Here is a 20,477-nt window from a genome sequence, read left to right on the forward strand (position 1 = left end):
TAGCACAGCTCTTTCCCGGCTGTCATCCTGAGCCAAGCGAAGGACCTTATGCCCGTTGAACGTTGGCCGTTGCAATGACCCGTTCCAGCGGGAGAGGGTCCTTCGCTTTGCTCAGGATGACAGGCGGAAAAAATGGAAACCATTAAAAAACAAAACCCTAGGTTGCGCGGGTCGGATAATTCACTACTTTGGGCTCAATATTCAACGCGCCCCATGCTTCAGCACTCTGCTACAGCTGCTTTTTCCCGCGCCCTGACTGGCATTTGCACAGTCACAGGTATGGTCACAACAACCCGGTAACCGGGCTGCACCTACCTCTTTCTCCCAAAGTTTCTTTTTGAGTCGCAGCCCGAGCCGAGGAAATCCCCAGCGGATTCCTCTGCGCCCGGGCTTTTTCGTGTGTTCTTTTCAAGCCAAACGGTATGCAGGTTCTAAAATTCGGGGGTACTTCCGTGGCCACTGCGGCCAACATCACCAGAGTCATCGACATCGTGGCGGCGGCCGCGCGGCAGGAAACCACCCTGGTTGTGGTGTCGGCGCTGGGCGGCACCACCGACGCGCTGATTGAGGCCGGCCGCCTGGCCGCGGCCGGCAACGAGGAGTACCGGCAGCGCCTGCGCCACCTCGAGAGCCGCCACCTGGAAGCCGCTCGCGAGCTGGTGCCCGTGACCAGCCAGAGCAGCGTGCTGAGTTTGGTGAAAACGCACTGCAACGAGCTGGAAGGCATCTGCAACGGGGTATTCCTGCTCGGCGAGCTGAGCGTGCGCACCCTGGACCGGGTGATGAGCTTCGGCGAGCTGCTGGCCTCCCAGCTGGTGGCGGCCGGCCTGCGGGCCCGGCAGGTGCCGCACCAGTGGCACGACAGCCGCCAGCTGATCCGGACCGATGCCCAGCACGGCGTTGCCACCGTCGACTTTGGCGTGACCAAGCAGCAGATCAATGACTTCGTGGCCGCGCAGCCGGGGGCGCTGTACGTGGTGCCGGGCTTTATTGCCGCCGATGCCCAGGGCGCTACCACCACGCTGGGCCGGGGCGGCTCCGACTACACCGCCGCCATTTTTGCCGGGGCGCTGGGCGCCAGCCGCCTCGAAATCTGGACCGACGTGAGCGGGATGATGACGGCCGACCCGCGCCTGGTGCCCCACGCCCGGCCCATTCCGCGCATTTCCTACCAGGAAGCCATGGAACTGTCGCACTTCGGGGCCAAGGTGCTCTACCCGCCTACCATTCAGCCGGTGATGAGCCAGGGCATCCCGCTCTGGATCAAGAACACCTTCGCGCCCACCGACCACGGCACCTTGGTGGAGGTGAGTCCGCCGGCCAACAACCACATTGTGCGGGGCCTGTCCAGCATCGGGCAGCTGGCGTTGCTCAGCCTTGAAGGCGGCGGCATGGTGGGCATTCCGGGCTTTTCGAAGCGGCTGTTTGAGGCCCTGGCCCGGGAGAAAATCAACGTGATTCTGATTACCCAGAGCTCCTCGGAGCACTCCATCAGCGTGGCCATCAACAGCCGCGACGCGGCGGCGGCCCAACGCTCGGTGGACGAGGAGTTTGCCTACGAAATAGCCGTGGGCAAAGTCGACCCGCTGCACCTGGAAACCGACCTGGCCATCGTGGCTTTGGTGGGCGAAAACATGAAAAACCACTCCGGTATCAGCGGGCGGCTGTTTGGGGCGCTGGGCAACAACGGGGTCAATATCCGGGCCATTGCCCAGGGCTCGTCGGAAAAGAACATTTCGACCGTCATCCGGGCCCAGGACGTGAAAAAGGCCATCAACGTGCTGCACGAGTCGTTTTTCGAGGCTACCAGCAAGCAGATCAACCTGTTTGTGGTGGGCGTGGGCAACGTGGGCAGCAAGCTGCTGGAGCAGCTGGCCCGGCAGCAGGCTTATTTGCAGGAAAAGCTCAAGCTGAACGTACGGGTGGTGGGCTTGGCCAACAGCCGCCGGTTTGCCCTGCACGAGCACGGCCTGGCCCTGCACGAGTGGCCGCAGGCGTTGGCCGAGGGCGAGCCGCTGCACCTGCCCGCGCTGGTCGAAGCCATTCACGCCCGCAACCTGCGCAACGCCGTGTTCGTGGACGTGACGGCCAGCGCCGACGTGGCCCAGGTGTACGGGGCGCTGCTGGAAAAAAGCGTGGCCGTGGTAGCCTGCAACAAGATTGCCTGCGCCTCGGAGTACGTGAACTACGCCCGGCTGAAGGCGCTGGCCCAGGAGTTCAACACCGACTTCCTGTTCGAAACCAACGTGGGCGCCGGCCTGCCCGTCATCGGCACCCTGAACGATTTGCTGCGCAGCGGCGACGTGGTCAACCGGATTGAGGCCGTGCTGTCGGGCACGCTCAACTTCGTCTTCAACCACTACGACGGCAAGCGGCCCTTCGCCGAAGTGGTGCGCCAGGCCCAGCTGGAAGGCTACACCGAGCCCGACCCCCGCCTCGACCTGAGCGGCACCGACGTGGCCCGCAAAATCCTGATTCTGGCCCGCGAAACGGGGGAGAAGCTGGAAATGGAGCAGATTCACAACGTGTCGTTTCTGCCCGACTCGTGCATGCAGGGCAGCGTGGAGGACTTTTACGAGCAGCTGGCCGTGCACGAGGAGCACTTTCAGGGCCTGTACGAAGCAGCGGCGGCCCAGGGCAAAAAGCTCAAGTTCGTGGCCCGCTACGCCGGGGGCAAAGCCAGCGTGGGCCTGCAGTCCATAGCGCCCGGCCACGACTTTTACGCCCTGCACGGCAAAGACAACGCGGTACTGTTCTACACCAACCGCTACGCCGAGCAGCCGCTGGTTATTAAGGGGGCCGGGGCCGGGGCCGAGGTTACGGCCTCGGGCGTGTTTGCCGACATCATCCGCGCGGCCCGGGGGTAGCTGAGCGGCACCTTTACGTTTGTCATCCTGAGCAAAGCGAAGGACCTTCCTCACCTAAGTGACAAGGGTAACTCAATGCTCGAAGCCCTTTTGCGGATGCATTGATAAAAGGGCTTTGCCACATTTATTGAACTGCAGTGGGATAGAGAAGGAAGGTCCTTCGCAAGCTCAGGATGACAGTAAAAACAACGTCAGCCCGCGAGATTCCTCGGCTACACTCGGAATGACGTTCTTATGTACAGTAAAATAAAACACAGTTATATGCCTTCTTCCATCACCGTGCTGGCTCCGGCCACCGTGGCCAACGTGGTCTGCGGCTTCGACGTGCTGGGCTTTGCCCTGGCCACGCCCACCGACACGATGCACCTGCGCCTGACCGACACGCCGGGCGTGACTATCATCAACGAGGACGACTACAACCTGCCCACCGAGCCGACCCGCAACGTGGCCGGGGCCGCCCTGCTGGCCTTGCTGCGCGAAGCCCCCACGGGCACCGGCATCGAGGTCCGGATTCAGAAGAACATCAAGCCCGGCAGCGGCATCGGCAGCAGTGCGGCCAGCGCCGCCGGGGCCGTGGTGGGGGCCAACGCGCTGCTGGGCAACCCCTTCAGCAAGGATGAGCTGGTGCGCTTCGCCATGTTCGGGGAGGAAGTGGCCTCGGGCGTGCAGCACGCCGACAACATTGCCCCGGCCATCTACGGCGGCGTCACGCTGATCCGGGCCACCGAGCCCCGGCCCGACATCGTGACCCTGCCCGCGCCCGAGCTGCACGTGACGGTGGTGCACCCGCAGATTGAAATTAAGACCTCCGACGCCCGCCAGATTCTCAAGAAGGAAGTGCTGCTCAAGGATGCCATCCGGCAGTGGGGCAACGTGGGCGGCCTGGTGGCGGGCCTGCTCAAGCACGACTACGACCTGATTGGCCGCTCCCTGGAAGACGTCATCGTCGAGCCCGTGCGCAGCATCCTGATTCCGGGCTTCGCGGCCGTGAAAGAGCAGAGCCGGCTGGCCGGGGCGCTGGGCGGTGGCATATCCGGCTCGGGGCCATCCATCTTTATGCTGAGCCGCACCGCGGAAACCGCCCAGGCCGTGGCCCAGGCCATGCGCCGGATTTACACCGGGCTGGACATTGATTTTCACACCTACGTGACCCGCATCTGCCCTCTGGGAGTGCAGGTAGTGCCCACCGAGCAGCTTCAGCCCCATGCAGTACTATAGCCTCCGCCACCAGGCCCCCAGCGTCGACTTTCGCGCGGCCACCATTGCCGGCCAGGCCCCCGACGGCGGCCTGTACTTCCCCGAGTCCATTCCGCGCTTTTCCGCCGAGCTGCTGGCTTCGCTCAAAACCCTGCCCCAAGCCGAGCTGGCCCTGCGGGTGATGCAGCCCTACGTGGGCGACACGATACCCCAAGCCGAGCTGGCCCGCATCTGCGCCGAAACCGTGGACTTTCCGTTTCCGGTGGTGCCCGTCACCGACCAGATTGCCGCCCTGGAATTGTTTCACGGCCCGACGTTGGCGTTCAAAGACGTGGGTGCGCGGTTTATGAGTCGCTGCCTGGGCTACTTCTCCCGGCAGCAAACCCGGAAAGTAACCGTGCTGGTCGCCACGTCCGGCGACACCGGCGGGGCCGTGGCCAACGGGTTTCTGGGCGTGGAAGGCGTGGACGTGGTGATTCTGTATCCGTCGGGCAAGGTGAGTCCGGTGCAGGAGCGGCAGCTCACGGCCCTGGGCCAGAACATTACGGCCCTGGAAGTGCAGGGCGACTTCGACGACTGCCAGCAGCTGGTCAAGCAGGCCTTCACCGATGCGGCCGTGACCAGCCACCTGACGTTGACTTCGGCCAATTCCATCAACGTGGCCCGCTGGCTGCCCCAGCAGCTGTATTACCTCTACGCCTGGCAGCAGTGGCCGCACCCCGAGCCGCCGGTGGTGGCCGTGCCCAGCGGCAACTTCGGCAACCTCTGCGCCGGGCTGCTGGCTCATGCTTCGGGCCTGCCGGTGCGGCACTTTATTGCCGCCTGCAATGCCAACGACGCCGTGGCCAGCTACTTGCGCTCCGGTAGCTTCGCCGCCCGGCCCGCCGTGGCTACGCTCTCCAACGCCATGGACGTGGGCAACCCCAGCAACTTTACCCGCATGCTGGAGCTGTTCGCCCACGACCACGCCACCATCAGCGGGCTGATCAGCGGCGCCACCGTGAGCGACGAAACGACCCGCGCCACCATCCAGCGGGTGTACCAGCGGCACGGCTACCTGCTCGACCCGCACGGGGCCGTGGCCTTGCACGCCCTGGAAGAATACCTGCAACAGCAGCCCCAGCAGCACGGTCTTTTCCTGGAAACGGCGCACCCGGTGAAGTTTCCGGAGGTGGTAGAGCCCCTGGTTGGGCGGACTATTGAGCTGCCCGAAGCGGTGCACGCGCTGATGCGCCAGCCCAAGCGCAGTACGCCGCTGGCACCGCGCTACGAGGAGCTGCGGGAACATTTACTGTCGAGGTAACGGCCAACTTCTGGTGTTTTACGTTGTTTGCACTCCAAGTCCGGCGGGTGCCGGGTGTCGTGGTTTTTTGCTGTTGCCCGTATGCGCTCCGTCGTTCGTGTTGTTGCCCCCGGAATTTTGGCCGTAAGTCTGCTGGCCGGCTGCCGCCCCGACCAGATTGAGCACATCGAAAACGGGAAGCAGATTGCCACCACCCTGGAAAACATGGCCGTGAAGCGCATTCTGCCCGCCGACTTCCTGCACGCCACCCGCTGGGCCGGCGACTCGCTCACGGGGCAGGCCGACCGGGAGCTGCGCCAGCTGCTGGCCGACAAGCTGCGGGCCGGCGGCGTGGCGGCGGCCCTGCCGTATTGCCGCCCCGAAGCCTACGTCTCCACCGATTCGCTGGCCCATACCCTGCAAGCCACGGCCCGCCGCCTGTCAGTCAGGCCGCGCAACGTGCAAAACCATGCCCCGCTGTCGGCCGCCGAGCAGCGCCCCGATACCACCCGCCGGATTCAGCGCCCGACGGCGGACATGTTCGTGTACCAGCGCCCCATTCTGCTGACCGATGCCCAGTGCCTGCGCTGCCACGGCACCGTGGGCCAGGATGTTTCGGCCGCCGACTATGCCTTGATCAAGCAGCAGTACGCCCAGGACCAGGCCACGGGCTACAAGCTCGGCGACGCCCTGGGCGTGTGGCGCGTGACCTTTACCCGCAACGGCCTGGGCGAATTTTACACCATGAAAACCCGCAAGGTGATGAAGCCGCGCAAGCCGTTGTTCTGAGGCTTGTCGATTGATTATCAGGTAGTATAGATTTAGGGCGTAACGAAGAGCCGCGTTTAACCTAACCTTCCTTTGGCTCTGGCAGTTGAGGGAGCTATGAGCCTTTCTTCAGCTACTCCCATCATCATTATCGGGGCCGGTATGGCGGGCCTCACCTGCGCCAACTACCTGCACCGCGCCGGCCGGCCCGTGCTGGTGCTCGACGCCGCGGATGCCGTCGGCGGCCGGGTGCGCACCGACGTTACCCCCGAGGGCTACCGCCTCGACCGGGGCTTTCAGGTACTGCAAACGCGCTACCCCGAGGTGCAGCGCATGCTCGACTACGGCGCTTTGCAGCTGCGGGCATTTCGCTCGGGCGCGGTTATCCGGTTGGCCAATGGCCGGCAAACCACGCTGGTCAACCCGCTGGAGCAGCCGCTGGCCGCCTTTTCAGCCCTGACCTCGCCCATCGGCACGCTGGCCGACAAGCTGCGCATCGCGGCCCTGGCCCAGCGGGTGAAGAGCAGCACCAATCAGGAGCTGCTCGATTTTCCCTCGTCCGATACGTTGAGTTACCTGCGGCAAAACGGCTGGAGTGAGCAAATCATTGACTCTTTCTTCCGGCCGTTCTTCGGCGGCGTGTTTCTGGACCGGGGTTTGAGCACCGGCAGCAACTTCTTCGAGTTTGTGTTCAAGCAGTTCGTGGAGGGCGAGGCGGCCATTCCGGCCCTGGGCATGCAGCAGATTCCGGAGCAGCTGGCGGCCCGGCTGCCGGCCGGGAGCGTGCGGCTTAATACGTCGGTAGAAGCTATTCAGGGCACGAGAGTGCGGCTGGCGGGCGGCGAAACCCTGGCCGCCGCCGCCGTAGTAGTGGCCGTAGATGGGGAAGCGGCGGCCCGGCTGTTGCCCACCTCCGGCCTGGCATATCCCACGGCCTGGCGCCGCACGACCTGCACCTACTTCGCGGCCGACAACCAGCCGGGCAAGGCCGATAAACTCCTGCGCCTGAATGCCGCCCCCGACTCATTGGCGCACAACGTGGCTTTTCCCAGCGACGTGGCGCCCGGCTACGCGCCGGCGGGCCGCACCCTGGTTTCGGTCAGCACCCACGGCTCCCCGGCGTTAAGCGAAAATGACCTCACGGCCCGGCTGCGGGAAGAGCTGGCGGCCTGGTTTGGGCCCGAAGCCCGGCAGTGGCAGCATCTGCGCACCTACCATATTCCGCAGGCCCTGCCCGTGTACCCGGGCGGGCGGCCCCCGCAGCAGCCCCTGCAGGTAGCCGACAACGTGTACCGCTGCGGCGACTACGCGGCCTATCCGTCGCTGAACGCGGCAATGGCCACGGGCCGGGTGGTAGCCGAAGCCCTGTTGGCGTAAGCGGCTGAAAATGGAAAGCCGGCCCGGCGCTACCGTAAGCAGGTAGGGCCGGGCCGTTTTCCGTAGCAACCCGAGTTAGCGCAGCTCCACGAAGGCCGGGCAGTGGTCGGAGTGGATGACGTCGGGCAGCAGGCCGGCGTCGGCAATGCGGGGCTGGAGGCTATGGTCGACGAGCAGGTGGTCGAGGCGCCAGCCCACGTTGCGGGCCCGGGCTCCGGCCCTGAACGTCCACCACGAATAGTGGCCGGGCGCGTCGCCGTGGTGGTGCCGGAACGAATCGGTGAAGCCGTCGGCCAGAAAATCGGCAAACCAGGCGCGCTCTTCCGGGGTGAAGCCGGGGCTTTTCTGGTTGGCTTTCGGGTTGTGCAGGTCGATGGCCGTCTGGCAGCAGTTGTAGTCACCCCCGATGACCAGCGGCGGCACCGTCGCCTTTAGCTCGTGAATGTAGCGCCGGAAGAAGTGCAGCCATTCTACTTTGAAGGCCTGCCGCTCCTCGCTGCTCGTGCCCGAGGGCATGTACACGTTCAGCACCGAGCAGTCGGCAAAGTCGAGGCGCAGCACGCGGCCTTCCTGGTCGTAGCACTCGGTGCCGCAGCCGTAGGCCACGTGCTGGGGCGCGACTTTGGTGAACGTCGCCACGCCGCTGTAGCCGGGTTTCTGGGCTGGGTGCAGGTAGCAGAGGTAGCCCAGGGCCTCCAAGCCCGCCACGTCCAGCGGGGCGGTGCCGGCCTTTATTTCCTGCAGGCACAGCACATCCGGATTGGCTTCGCGCACCCAGTCGAGCAGGCCCTTGCTCAGGGCCGAGCGGTAGCCGTTGACGTTGTAGGTAATGATTTTCACAGCAAAAGAGTAAGCGTTGGGGCAACCCCCAAGGGAAAAAATACGGTTCAGCGACCCGCCAGCTTGGTTACCTGGGCCTCGCCCTGCTTGGCGGGCACGGCCACCAGTCGGGCCGTGGCTTCGGGCAGCAGCTCCACGTAGGTCGGGGCATTCGGGTCGGGCACTACGTCGAGGCAGGCGCTGCCCACGCACAGCCGCACGGGCTGGCCCGCCGCCTGCCACGGCACCGATAAATACTGGTCGGCGCCGAGCTGCCCGGTCGGGCCGTCGTCGACGGACACGGGCAGCGCGGGGCCGGGCCGCCGCCGGTACACAATCAGGTGGGTGGGCCGGGTGGCCAGGGTGGCTGCCGCGCCTTCCGTGCCCTGGTAGTCGGTAATCAGGCCGGAGCGCATGTCCAGGGAAAAGGCCTTGCGGGGCGGGCCGGCATTGAGTACCCTGCCGTTCGAGTTGCGGGTGAAGTCGGGGGCGAAAAACATGAAGTTGGGCCCGCGCTGTTCCAGCAGATAATATTCGCCCTGAAACTGAATGTAGACCTGCTGCCCGTCGCAAAAGCCCCAGGCGTCGGTGACGGCTACGTGCTTGCCCTCCGGCGTCAGCACCGACGGATTCACGGCCCGTTTGCCCTGCCATTCCGTGTTGCGGTAGGCCCGGGCGTCCACCGTCACGTTGCCCGGCCGGCCCGGCTGGTTGTGGCGGAACTCGAAAAAGCCCCGGTAGATTCCCATCCGCAGGGCTTCCGTCCGGATCGGGTAGGGCGTCGCGTCCGGCTGGCGCAGCTGGCTCAGCGAATACGCCGGGCCGGGCTGGGTCCAGTCGGCGCGGGCTACCTGTTCCAGGCTCTGTTGCAGCAAAGTCGCCAATAGCAGGGGGCTCGACTGCTCGGGCGTAGCCGTTACCAATTGCCGGTCGTTGCCGTAGGTGCGGGCCAACAGGTAATAGCTGCTGTCGGGCCGCTGCACGTAGTACTCGGCGGCCAGCTCGGCGGTGCTGTTCAGCTGCCCGTTGCTCGCCAGCGCCGACGCATTGATGCCGGTAATGCGCAGCACCAGGGGCTGGGCCGTGGGGCTGGCCGGCAACACCCTGCCCAGCAGCGCTGCCAGGTCCGGACCTACGCCCTGGGGCACCACCATCATCCGGTACGAGCCGAAAATGCCGCGCCGACTGACGCCGAGCCACCGCTGCGGGGGCTGGGCCTCAATTATCCGTTTGATGTAGAAGCCCTGCGGGGGCAGATTCAGGTAGCCGTTGCGTAGGCTCACCTCCAGGTCGCGGCCCAGCAGGGAGGGCTGCGCCTGCACGCTATAGCTCCCCAACAGCAGGCCCACGGCCCACCAATACGCGGTTCGGTTCACTCTCGGGCAGTAGCTAAATGATTACTGGGAATCCGGCGCGGAATCCTCTTTCATGAAGGCCTCGAAGTACTCCAGCATGTGCCATTTCAGCATCCGTTCCTGCTCCTTGAGGTTGGCGAAAGGTACCGGGCGCACCAGCGTGTAGTGCGGCCAGCCATCCTCGTCCACGTGGTCCAGGGCGTAGTGCCCCGACAGGCTAAACAGCCGGCAGGTGGCAATGTGCATCAGATCCTGCTTCTGCTCTTTCGTAAACGGCCCCGCGCCCTGCCCCAACTCCTGCACCCCGATCAGCAGGAGCAGGGCGTTGAGGTCAGGCTTTTTGCCGAAGCGGGCGCGCATCTCGTTCATGAGCTCCCACCAGCGGGCCTCAAACTGCGCTTCGGTTTCGTCGACGTGCAGGGGCATGCTAGGCGTCGTGATGATGCTCGGGGGCCGGGGGAGTGGCTTCCTCTTTCAGAATCTCCCAGTACTCCACCGCCCGGCGGAAGTGCGGTATCACGATGCTGCCGCCGATGAGGTTGGCAATGGCAAACACCTCGTAGATTTCCTCGTCGGTGAGCTTTTCCTCAAAGCACTTGCCCAGGTGGTACTTGATGCAGTCGTCGCAGCGCAGCACCATGGAGCAGGCCAGGCCCAGCATTTCCTTGGTTTTGACGTCGACGGCTCCCGCCTGGTAGGTGTTGGTATCGAGGTTGAAAAAACGCTTGATGACTTTGTTGTCCGCCGCCATGATTTTTTCATTCATGCGCTGGCGGTACTCATTAAACTCCGTGACTTGGCTCATAGTAGCGTACGTGTGGTCTGGGCTATAAACACGAAAGTAGGCACAAAAGTCGCCCGCTCCCGCCCCGGATTCCGGATTGCCGCGCCAGGTGCTTCATTTTCCGCGGCTTATGGTGGCGGCCGGCGGCAAATCCGTACCTTATCGGTTGTTAGTGCTATTCCACTGTTGACGTATGCTACCCGTTTTATTCTCCGATTTCATCGGCCTGATTTTTCCGCAGGTCTGCCTGGCTTGCTCCGAGTCGTTGGCCCGGGGCGAAGACCACATCTGCACCGGCTGCCGCGCCCAGCTGCCCTACACCGACTACCACACCCTGCCGGAGGCGCACAACCCCATAGCCCGGCGCTTTTGGGGCAAGGTGCCCGTGCGGTATGCCCTCAGCTACCTGCGCTTTCTGCGCCACGGCCGGGTGCAGCACCTGCTACACCAGCTTAAGTATCAGGGGCAGCGGGAAGTAGGGCAGGTGCTGGGCCGCTGGTTTGGCGCCGAGCTCACCCAGCAGGGCCTCAATCAGCACTTCGACCTGATTGTGCCCGTGCCCTTGCACCCGCGCAAGCTCGCCAAGCGGGGCTTCAACCAATCCGACTGCTTCGCCGAAGGCCTGTCCACGGGCCTGCAAGTGCCCTGGAGTTCGGCCGCGCTCTGCCGCACGGAAAACACCGACTCCCAGACCCGGAAAAACCGGGCCCAGCGCTGGCACAACGTCGCCACCGTATTTACCGTCGCCGACGAAGCCGTGGTGGCCGGCAAGCACGTGCTGGTCGTCGACGACGTGCTGACTACCGGGGCCACCCTGGAAGCCTGCGTGGCGGTGCTGCTGGCCGCCGGCTGCCGGGAAGTCAGTATAGCCACCATTGCCTGCGCCGAACAGTAGCCAGCCACGCTGAGCACAAGCAAAAAGCCCCGGCCTGTTTCCAGACCGGGGCTTTCGCAGATAGGGCGAAGAAGCTTACTTGTTCGAGCCGGCGTTGATCATCGCGCAGCGGAAACCGATAGCAGCCGTGGCCGAGTCCTCAGCCATGAAGCGGCGCGTACCGGGCGACAGCCAGTAGGCTACGTCTTTCCACGAGCCGCCTTTGTAGACGCGCACGTGGTCGTCGATGAGCGACTGGTAGTTCTTCTTGTCGTACTTCTCGGAGGGGTCCAGGAAGCCGTTACGACGGAAGGGGTTCAGGTCTTCCACATCTTCAAACGACAGGGGACGGTAGATGTCCTGCACCCATTCGTTTACGTTGCCCGACATATTGTAGAGGCCGTAATCGTTTGGTGGGTAGGCGTATACGTACTCCGTAATCATGGCGCCGTCGTTCAGGCTGCCGGCAATACCGGCGTAGTCGCCGCGGCCGCGCTTGAAGTTGGCCAGGAACGAGCCCATGCTCTTACCGTAGGGGTTCCGCACTTGGCGACCATCCCAGGGGTAGATACGCTTGTTTTCCTGATTTTCGTTGCCTACTTCCTGGGTGCCGATCAAAGCCTGAGCAGCGTATTCCCATTCCGCTTCGGTGGGCAGCCGGTAGTTCGGCAAGGTGTTGCCGTTCTCAATGGCGATTTTAGTGCCGCCACCCGACTCGGTGCCTTCCGCCGCATCGCCACCGGCATCCTTGTTCTTCTTGCCAAACAGGCCACCCTTTTTCTTGGGGGTGCTGCCACCCTCGTCACCTTCGCTAGCCAGACGCTCGTTTACCTTCGAGGTCCGCCAGGTGCAGTAATCGTTGGCCTGCAGCCAGCTTACGCCCACTACGGGGAAGTAGCGGAAGCCGGGATAACGCAGGTAGTAATCTACGTAAGGGTCGTTGAAGGACAGCTCCCGGGCCCACACGGTCGTGTCGGGCAGGGCGCGCTGGTAGATTTCTTCCGACGAGTCTTTGCGCACGAAGTGCAGGTATTCGAGCCAGTGGATGTTGGCCACTTCGGCCTCATCCATGTAGAAGGAGGCGATGGTAACGGTACGCTCGATGTTGTCGTGCGTCATGGTTACGTCCTCTTCCTGGGTGCCCAGCACCGTCCGTCCGCCTTCAATGAAGACCAGGCCAGGACCTTCGGGAATGCCTTTATAGTCAGCCACTTTCATGCCTTCCTCGGTATTGTACTCAATGCCCGTGGTCGAGCTGTACTTACCGGGCTTGGTAGCCGTGGGCGGCCCACCCTTACAGGAAGCCAGCGCACAGGCTCCCACGACCGCAAAACGCAGGTACTTGGAAAAATTCATGATCAAGTTGAAACTACCTGAGAGAAAATGATTTAGGAAAGGCAATTCGGATGCAATAATACGAAATTTTAGAAGGCTGGGCAAGGAATTGACGGGTAATTACGCCGTTTTAACCGGCGCCAGGCCGCTTCCAGCGAATCGAACTGACGCACGCTCAGCGACAGTTCGTGGGCCCCGCCCAAATCGGCACTCAACGAGCTCAGGCTCGCATCGTAGCTATAACCGAGCCGAAACGCCCCCACGGTGACCCCGGCCGTGGTGGTCAGGATCTGCTGCGGATGGTCGGAGCCCGGCAGGGGCAGGCCCCGGTACATCAATCCTAACGTAATGGGCGTCAGGGTCATGTAGGCGCCGGCCTCGGCCCGCTGGCTGCCGCCCTGCCGGGTGTAGCTGATGACGGGCGCTAAGCTGATTTCGCGGTATTGCTGCTTGGTCGTGCTGCGCACGAAGAAATGTTTGTAGCCCCCGTTTAAGTTCAATTGGAGCGGCAGCTTGGTCTGGCTGCGAAAGCCGAGGTCGGGCTGGTTGAGATGGTGCCCGGCCAGGCCGAACCAGAACCGCTCCCCGTAGAGCAGCACGCCGGTGCCCAGCGTGAGGTAACTGACGGGGTTGTAGTCGAGGGTTTCGCGGGTGCCGCCCTGCACCGTGCCATCGTCGCCGAGCTGGTCGCCGAAGACGAGGTTGTTGTAGCTGATGCGCTGATTGCCGTAGCTAACCTGGGCGCCGCCGCTGAAGCTCAAGTGGGGCGTGAGCCGGGCGTGGTAGGCGTAGGTGCCGCCCGCCTCAAGGCGGGTGTAGCCAATCTGGCCGGTGCGGTCCAGGTTCAGCAGCAACCCCACGGCGCTGGTCTGGTCTTTGAACCGGTAGTCGGCCGCCAACTGGGTGGTTTGGAACGTGCCGGCCAGGGTGGGAAACTGGTTGCGGTAGCTGAGCGTGATGCTGTAGTCGTCGAACAGCCCGGTGAAGGCCGGATTGGTGTGCATCCGGGTGGCGTAAGGCTGGGCGAAGTACAAATCCTGGCCGTGAGCCACGCCGCGCCCGGCCACGCCGAGGCCGGCCACCAGCACCGATTTGGCCAGGGGCTGCCACCGGCGCTGGCAGCCGGCGGCCCGAGCAGAAGAAAGACGACGCATCCGCATAAGCAACTTCTTCAACGCATTGAGTTTCTGCTTTCGTACATGCCCCTGGGCCCGGCTGGGAACTAAACGGTCAAAATCATCCATCTGTTTAGAGGCAGCAGCCACTGGCGGCTCACGTCGCGCCGGCTGCCGGCTGGTTTGGCGGTAAATCTACTGGCTTGCAACCGGGCTGGCGGCAAGTTCTGCACTACTTTTGTCAATGGCTGAGTATACTGCGGCCTGGCACCGACTACTTCTTCGTTTTTACTTTTTCTCGTATGCGCAAATTCCTCTTAGGCTTACTGATTTTTTTGGTGGTCGTGGTAGCGGCCGTGGCCCTGACGCCCATCTTGTTTAAAGATAAAATCAAGCAGGCCCTGGACCAGCAGCTGGCCCAGCGCGTGAATGCCACGGTGGAGTACGACCCCGGCAACGTGAGCCTGAGCTTGTTCCGGACTTTTCCCGACCTGGCCCTGAGCATCGACCAGCTGCGGGTGATTGGCAAGGACTCCTTTGCCCGCGACACGCTGGCTTACCTGCCCTCGTTCCGGGTCGGTATGGATCTGATGAGCGTGGTGCGCGGGGAGCAGATCAAGATCAAGTCCATTGAGCTCGACCAGCCCGACATCAGTGCCAAAGTACTGAAAAGTGGCCGGGCCAACTGGGATATTATGATTTCGGACTCGGCCGCGGCGGCCCAGGGCCAGGATACCAGCCAGGTGAGCCTGGCCATCAAGGGCTGGAAGGTGAACGACGGCCACCTGCGCTACGAGGACCGCACCATTCCGTTCAGCCTGGAAATGCGCGGATTGAACCACTCCGGCTCGGGCGATTTCGCCCAGAACGTCTTCGACATGGTCAGCCAGACCACGGCCGAGCAGCTTTCCATGACCTACGCCGGCACCGAGTACATTTCCAAAAAGAAGCTGACGGCCGACGTGACCATGGCCATGGATCTGGGGAAAATGCTGTTTACCTTCAAAGACAACAAGGTGCAGCTCAACGATTTTCCGGCTTCGTTCCAGGGCAGCATCGGCTTGCCCAACGCCACCGATATTACCTATGATCTGACCTTTAAAGCCCTGGAAACCGACTTCAAAAATATTCTGAGTCTGGTGCCGGGCGTGTACACCGAGCAGTTCAAAGACGTGCAGGCCGAGGGTAAAGTGGCCTTCGACGGCTACTTCAAGGGGGTGCAGAACGAGCTGAAAATGCCCGGCTACGGCGTGAACCTGCAAATCAAGAACGGCATGTTCCAGTATCCGCAGCTACCCCAGGCCGCCCGCAACATCAACGTGGACATGAACGTGGACAATCCCTCGGGCTTTACCAACAACGTGAAAGTCAACGTGAAGCAGTTTCACCTCGACCTGGGCAAAAACCCGGTGGATGGCAACGTCATCGTGGACGGGCTGGAGCCGATGAAGATTGACGGCCGCGTGAAAGCCAACGTGGACCTGGCCGAAATGATGAAAGTGTACCCCGTGCAGGACCTCACGCTGCGCGGACAGCTCTTCGTGGATGCTACCGGCAAGGGCGTCTACTCCAAAACCCAGATGCCGGTGGTGAATGCCAAGCTGAACCTGACCAACGGCTACGTGAAGAGCAAGCAGTTCCCGGCCCCGATTGAAAACCTGACTCTGAATGGCACAGTAATCAACAGCACGGGCCAGGTAAACGACACGCGCATCGACATTCCCCGCTTCCGCATGCTGCTGGATGGCGAGCCACTGGAAGGCCGCGTGGCCGCCCAGAACATCGACAAGCCCATCTTCGACGCCGACATCAAAGGCGTGGTGGACCTCACCAAGCTGACCAAGATTTTCCCCCTGGAAGGCATGACCGTGACGGGCCGCCTGAACGGCAACGTGGCCGCCAAGGGCCGGATGGCCGACATCGAAGCCGGCCGCTACCAGAGCGTGGTGGCCTCGGGCACGGTGCAGGCCCGGAACGTAACGTATAAGAGCAAAGATCTGCCCCAGGGCGTGAAGGTGACCCAGGCCACGGCGACGTTCAACAACGACCAGATCGTGCTGCGCGACATGACGGGCTTCGTGGGCTCGTCGGACATTGCCGCTTCGGGCACGATTTCCAACTACATGGGCTACCTCTTCACGCCCGGCCAGAGCCTGCGCGGCAACCTGACGGTGAATTCGCGCCGCTTCAACGTGAACGAGTGGATGGTGGATAACGTGAGCGGCAAGCCCAGCGCCGGCGCTACCACGGCCGCCAAGGCTCCGGCCACCGCCACCCAGGCCGACGGCGTGCTGGAAATTCCGAAGTTCTTCGACCTGACCCTGAACGCCAACGTGGGCCAGGTGGTGTACGACAACCTCAAGCTCGACAACATGAAGGGCACCCTGGCCGTGCGCGACCAGGCCGTGAACCTCAACGGACTGACGTTTAACACTCTGGGCGCCAACTTCGCCACCACCGGCGGCTACACCAGCAAGGATTTGGCCCACCCGCGGTTCAACCTCGGCCTCAACATCAAGAACCTGAACTTCCAGAACGCCTTTACCGCCTTCAACTCGGTAAAAAAGCTCGTGCCGCTGGCCTCGCAGGTGGAGGGCATTTTCTCCACCAACTTCAACGTGAGCGGCGAAATGGGCCCCGACATGATGCCCGTCTACAGCACGCTCACCGGCAAAGGCTTGTTCGAGGTAATCCGGGCGGCCGTGGGGGCCTCGCCCGTGCTGAGCAAGATCAGCTCCCTGACCCAACTGCAGGAGCTTAAAAGCTTTGCCGTGAACAACAAGGACGTGGCCGCCGAGCTGATTAACGGTAACTTCATCGTGAAGCCCTTCGACTTCACGGTGGGCCAGGTGAAAAGCACCCTGGGCGGCTCGTCCAACATCGGCGGGGCGCTGGAGTACGTTATGGCCCTCGACGTGCCGACTGGCAAAGTAGGTAACGCCCTGAACGCCAAGCTTACCCAGCTTACCGGCGTGCAGGACATCAAGGGCACGGAGCGCGTGACGCTGGGCCTGAAAATCGGCGGTACGGTGACCTCGCCCCAGGTGGCCCTGACGACCGGCAGCGTGAAAAACCAGGCCAAGGACGTAGCCAAGAGCCTGGTGCAAAGCGTGGTGCAAAGCAAAGTGGATGATGCCAAGCTCAAGCTGGCCGCCAAAACCCAGGTGGCCCAGGACAGTGCCCGCAAGGAGCTGGACCGCAAACGGGCTGAGCTGGAAGAAAAAGCCCGCCAGGAAATCGAGAAGAAGCGGCTGGAAGCGCAGGCCAAGCTGAAAAACCAGGCAACCCAAACGCTGGGCAACCTGTTTGGCAAGCCCAAGAAGCCCGCCGCCAAAGACCCCGAGCCGGCCCCAACCGATACTACGAAGCGCGGGCAGTAAGCTCTAGCCCTTCAGATTGGCCAAGCCCCGACCTGCAAACAGGTCGGGGCTTTTGTTTGGTGGCAACCTGAACCTGACTGATTGGTAGAACTTTTTTGAGGAATATAGAATATTGGCAAGGCGGTTTGAACAAAATCGGACTGATTATTGACTGAAACGAAGAAGTGCAGGAGCCGTAAGGCTCCTCTGTTCGGCTTTTCATTCGTTTTTTCCACACCACCATGACGTTAAAATCCACCCTCGCGCTGGCCCTCCTTGCTGGCCTGACGTTCACCGGCTGCTCGAAAGACAGTGCCTCTGACACCAGCACCGCCAAGCTGGAAGTGCGGCTGATGGATGCTCCCGGCGACTTTAACCGCGTGAGCCTGGATGTGCAGCAGATCGAAGTGCACCTCAAGGAGGAAAGCAACCCCGACGGCTGGGCGCTGCTGCCCTTCACACCCCAGGCCGTGAACGTGCTGGAATACGTCAATGGCCGCTCGGCCCTGCTGGTCAGCACCGACTTTGCCCCCGGCGACCTGAAGGAAATCCGCCTGATTCTGGGCCCTAACAGCACCGTAACCACCCCCGATGGCCAAGTGTACGCCCTGAAAACGCCTAGCGGCCAAACCTCGGGCGTCAAGCTGAAGCTGGATAAAGCAACGCTGCGGCCCCGCGAAACCTTCCAGCTACTGCTCGATTTCGACGTGGCCAAGTCCATCGTGGAGCGCGGCAACTGGAAGCCCGGCAACGACAAGAAAGAACGGTTTCTGCTGAAGCCCGTGATTCGCCTGGTAGCCCAGGAAGTGGCCGGGGCCATCTACGGCACCGTCACCCCGGCCGCCGCCAAGCCCCAGATCCTGGCCATCCGCTCGTCGCTCACGCCAGCCGACACGTTCAGCACGGCCGCGGATGCCACCGGCGCATACCGGTTCCAGGGCATTCCCTCGGGCACCTACCGCGTCGAATTCTTCCCCACGGCTGCGGCGCCAGCCAACCAGCCGGCCTACCGCACCGCGGTGGTGTCGGGCGTAGTGGTGGTCAATAATCAGGCAACGGACCTGAAGCAAACCAAACTTGACTAAGACTCACTCCTGCTATTTGACTGAAAAAAAGCCTGGCGCCTGCCGGGCTTTTTTGTACTGTAGCCAGAATTACGTGCTGAGCTCGTCAGGCCGTAACTAGCTATTCTACTAGTGCAAAGCCGGATATTTTCCCACTCTGGGAAATAATCATACGAAGATCTTGTTAATGTTATATGGCTAATAAGCAGCTGAATACAGGAAATATTTTGCCTTGTTTATACCCATATATCAATACTATTTTCTAGGTTTGGGACGCCAATTTATTACTCGTTTCACCCTACCACCGTTTGTATGAAAACTTACCTACTTTTCTCCGGCCTGCTGACCTCGGCCGTGCTGCTGACCGGCTGCGAAGATGCCCTGCAGGAAGCGGCGCCGGCCACGCAAACTGCCGCTCAGGATGCCAAGAAGGAGAAAGAGCCCAAGCTGACGTATCAGGCCGTAAACGTGGACGTGCAGCGGGTGGAAGTTAGCCAGGATGCCGATGAGAGCACCAGTCACTGGGCTACGCTTACGGACGTGCAGCCCGGGATGCGCAACCTGCTGGCCTCGTCTACGCTGGCCTCGCCGCTGTTTACCACGGCTGGCTTTCAGGCCGGCACCGTGAAGCAGATTCGGCTGATTCTGGGCGCCAACAACACCATTACCCTCAGCAACGGCCGCGTCGTGGCGCTGGATACGCCCAGCGGCCAGACCTCGGGCCTGAAAGTGAAAGTAAACCGGCTCATAACCGGTGGGCAGCAGTACGCGGTGCTCGTCGGCATTGACCCCGAATGGCAGGTAGTTGCCAAAGGCAACGGCTCGTACGGCCTGAAGCCCGTGCTGGAAGGCTACATTGCGACTATCCTGAGTGGCGGGGGCGGCGGCGGTGAAACCGAACTCCGGGCTCAGCGCTAAGCCAGCTGCTCCCGCTGGCTGGTAATGAATCCTGCTTTAGCGTATAAGTTCACTGCTAACAGCCTCTCTTCCTGAGCGAAGAGAGGCTGTTTGTTTACCGCCGGGGTGTCCGCTACAGACTTTTGAGGAGAGCCAGCAGCTCCCGTTGGGTGCTCTGGGTTTTGTCTTTGGCGTACCAGCCGTGCAGCTGGGTGCTAAACTCCTCGAAGGGCAGATCCTGGCTTTTCAGGTCCAGAAACATCTGCTGGGCCGTGGCCGGGCGCGGGCCCCAGTTGGCTACTTCCGTAAGCGTGGCGGCATCGAGCACCACGAGCTTGGGAATGGAGCGGCCGCCCGCCGTCAGGTATTGGTCCATCAGGTCCAGGTTGTCGTCGCGCAGCAGAAAGTGGGTGGTGATGTTGCCGGCCGAGGCTTGGGCCACGGCTTCGAGCACCGGCACAATCTGGGCCGCGTCGCCGCACCAGCCTTCGGTAATGATCAGCCAGACGTAGGGCTTGCGCAGCGCCGCCAGGGCCTCGCGCAGCTCGGGCAGCAGCTGCACCGTTTTGTCGAGGCGGTGCATGCGCTGCACGTTCAGGCGGGTGTAGTTGGTCAGCAGCTCCGACTGCTGGGGGCCGGTGGTTTTGCCTTCGGCCTGCAGGTCGTCGATCAGCTGGCGGTAGGCGTGGTAGGTGTAGCTGGCAGCCAGGCGCTCAGCACTTAAAACGGGAGTAGCCATTAGGAAAAGGTCAGGGAAGAATGGGGTAGTAACCAACAAAAAGCCCTTCGGTTTTGCTACCAAAGGGCCTGATGTGCTTGCTGCCGCCGAAGGCTAGAGGCTGACCGTTGCGCGGCCGGCCGCCGACAGCTCGCGGCAGTAGGTGATGAAGTCGGTGTTGATGGGCTCCAGGCCATTCTCGCGCAGGCGGGTAGCTACCTGGGCGCGGTGATAGTTGGCGTGCACCGGTACGTGAGTAAAAATGTCCGACACCTGGCTGGTGTAGGAGTCGCCCACGGAGTTGGTGTACGAAATCTGGCGGTGCAGCTCGGTTGCATCGGCGCGGCTGATGAGCTGGTGCAGGTGCTCGGAGGTTTGCTGGTGCAGCTGGTGCAAGCCGGCCAAATCGTGCTCCTGCCACACTTTTACCGGGCTTTTGGTGTCGGTGAGGCGGGCAATCCAGATGGCCTGGGCGTTGAGTACGTGGCTGAACAAGCGCAGGCAGACGGCCGGAATTTCCTGCCCCGCGGCTACCAGGCCGTCGAGGTGGCGCAGCAGGGTTTCGTTAGCCCACACGTTGTAGGCCCCCAGCTTTTCGTTGGTGTTAATCATAAGGGGTAAAAGTGAATGCAAAGGCCGAAGAAAGCGTGCCCGCCGACCGGTGAA

The 20,477-nt window shown here is 62.5% G+C and carries 17 protein-coding genes; 9 read left to right on the forward strand and 8 right to left on the reverse strand.

What is annotated here, in order from left to right; translation table 11 throughout:
• Positions 1–422 precede the first annotated feature (422 nt).
• From thrA to E5K00_RS13155, 5 genes are all read left to right on the forward strand, one after another.
• Entirely contained in the window at positions 423–2,867 is a 2,445-nt protein-coding gene (gene thrA, locus E5K00_RS13135) for a bifunctional aspartate kinase/homoserine dehydrogenase I (protein ID WP_135463786.1), read from the forward strand.
• A gap of 261 nt (positions 2,868–3,128) precedes the next feature.
• Positions 3,129–4,085: a homoserine kinase gene (locus E5K00_RS13140; protein ID WP_135463787.1), complete on the forward strand. Its 957-nt coding sequence runs from the start codon at positions 3,129–3,131 to the stop codon at positions 4,083–4,085.
• The gene (gene thrC / locus E5K00_RS13145) at positions 4,072–5,367 is read left to right on the forward strand and encodes a threonine synthase (protein WP_135463788.1); all 1,296 of its coding nucleotides are present in this window, start codon (positions 4,072–4,074) and stop codon (positions 5,365–5,367) included. Before E5K00_RS13140 ends, thrC begins: the two co-directional genes overlap by 14 nt.
• Positions 5,368–5,484: 117 nt before the next feature.
• Positions 5,485–6,135: a c-type heme family protein gene (locus E5K00_RS13150; protein ID WP_167856876.1), complete on the forward strand. Its 651-nt coding sequence runs from the start codon at positions 5,485–5,487 to the stop codon at positions 6,133–6,135.
• A 96-nt stretch (positions 6,136–6,231) separates the two neighbouring features.
• Positions 6,232–7,491, forward strand: coding sequence for a protoporphyrinogen/coproporphyrinogen oxidase (locus E5K00_RS13155; protein WP_135463790.1), 1,260 nt, complete (start codon positions 6,232–6,234; stop codon positions 7,489–7,491).
• Positions 7,492–7,566: 75 nt separating this feature from the next.
• On the opposite strand, the gene E5K00_RS13160 is transcribed toward E5K00_RS13155, so the two are convergent.
• From E5K00_RS13160 to E5K00_RS13175, 4 genes are read right to left on the reverse strand one after another with little or no spacing between them, the layout of a single operon-like run.
• A complete protein-coding gene (locus tag E5K00_RS13160) occupies positions 7,567–8,331 on the reverse strand; it encodes an exodeoxyribonuclease III (RefSeq protein WP_135463791.1) in 765 nt (254 codons plus the stop codon).
• A gap of 47 nt (positions 8,332–8,378) precedes the next feature.
• Positions 8,379–9,686, reverse strand: a complete 1,308-nt coding sequence (locus E5K00_RS13165) for a hypothetical protein (protein ID WP_135463792.1) — start codon at positions 9,684–9,686, stop codon at positions 8,379–8,381.
• A 21-nt stretch (positions 9,687–9,707) separates the two neighbouring features.
• The gene (locus E5K00_RS13170; RefSeq protein ID WP_135463793.1) at positions 9,708–10,091 is read right to left on the reverse strand and encodes a hypothetical protein; all 384 of its coding nucleotides are present in this window, start codon (positions 10,089–10,091) and stop codon (positions 9,708–9,710) included.
• 1 nt (position 10,092) lies between these two features.
• A complete protein-coding gene (locus E5K00_RS13175; RefSeq protein ID WP_135463794.1) occupies positions 10,093–10,470 on the reverse strand; it encodes a carboxymuconolactone decarboxylase family protein in 378 nt (125 codons plus the stop codon).
• Between the two features lie 172 nt (positions 10,471–10,642).
• Between E5K00_RS13175 and E5K00_RS13180 the strand changes: the two genes are divergently transcribed.
• A complete protein-coding gene (locus E5K00_RS13180; RefSeq protein ID WP_135463795.1) occupies positions 10,643–11,344 on the forward strand; it encodes a ComF family protein in 702 nt (233 codons plus the stop codon).
• A 75-nt stretch (positions 11,345–11,419) separates the two neighbouring features.
• On the opposite strand, the gene E5K00_RS13185 is transcribed toward E5K00_RS13180, so the two are convergent.
• Together E5K00_RS13185 and E5K00_RS13190 are read right to left on the reverse strand one after the other, a co-directional pair.
• Positions 11,420–12,679, reverse strand: coding sequence for an SUMF1/EgtB/PvdO family nonheme iron enzyme (locus tag E5K00_RS13185; protein WP_210114319.1), 1,260 nt, complete (start codon positions 12,677–12,679; stop codon positions 11,420–11,422).
• Between the two features lie 68 nt (positions 12,680–12,747).
• On the reverse strand, positions 12,748–13,812 hold the full coding sequence (locus E5K00_RS13190) for a PorP/SprF family type IX secretion system membrane protein (protein WP_167856877.1): 1,065 nt from the start codon (positions 13,810–13,812) through the stop codon (positions 12,748–12,750).
• A gap of 263 nt (positions 13,813–14,075) precedes the next feature.
• On the opposite strand from E5K00_RS13190, the gene E5K00_RS13195 reads away from it, so the two are divergent.
• From E5K00_RS13195 to E5K00_RS13205, 3 genes are all read left to right on the forward strand, one after another.
• Positions 14,076–17,153, forward strand: a complete 3,078-nt coding sequence (locus tag E5K00_RS13195; RefSeq protein WP_135463797.1) for an AsmA family protein — start codon at positions 14,076–14,078, stop codon at positions 17,151–17,153.
• 221 nt (positions 17,154–17,374) lie between these two features.
• On the forward strand, positions 17,375–18,217 hold the full coding sequence (locus E5K00_RS13200; RefSeq protein WP_135463798.1) for a DUF4382 domain-containing protein: 843 nt from the start codon (positions 17,375–17,377) through the stop codon (positions 18,215–18,217).
• Between the two features lie 291 nt (positions 18,218–18,508).
• On the forward strand, positions 18,509–19,114 hold the full coding sequence (locus E5K00_RS13205) for a DUF4382 domain-containing protein (protein ID WP_135463799.1): 606 nt from the start codon (positions 18,509–18,511) through the stop codon (positions 19,112–19,114).
• Between the two features lie 112 nt (positions 19,115–19,226).
• Here E5K00_RS13205 and E5K00_RS13210 read toward each other — a convergent pair whose 3' ends face one another.
• Together E5K00_RS13210 and E5K00_RS13215 are read right to left on the reverse strand one after the other, a co-directional pair.
• Positions 19,227–19,832 carry a thioredoxin family protein gene (locus tag E5K00_RS13210; RefSeq protein WP_135463800.1) on the reverse strand — a complete coding sequence of 202 codons (606 nt, stop codon included), beginning with the start codon at positions 19,830–19,832 and terminating at the stop codon, positions 19,227–19,229.
• A 93-nt stretch (positions 19,833–19,925) separates the two neighbouring features.
• On the reverse strand, positions 19,926–20,423 hold the full coding sequence (locus E5K00_RS13215) for a DinB family protein (RefSeq protein WP_135463801.1): 498 nt from the start codon (positions 20,421–20,423) through the stop codon (positions 19,926–19,928).
• Positions 20,424–20,477 lie beyond the last annotated feature (54 nt).

Origin of the sequence: Hymenobacter aquaticus (assembly GCF_004765605.1) — a bacterium.
Classification (GTDB): domain Bacteria; phylum Bacteroidota; class Bacteroidia; order Cytophagales; family Hymenobacteraceae; genus Hymenobacter; species Hymenobacter aquaticus.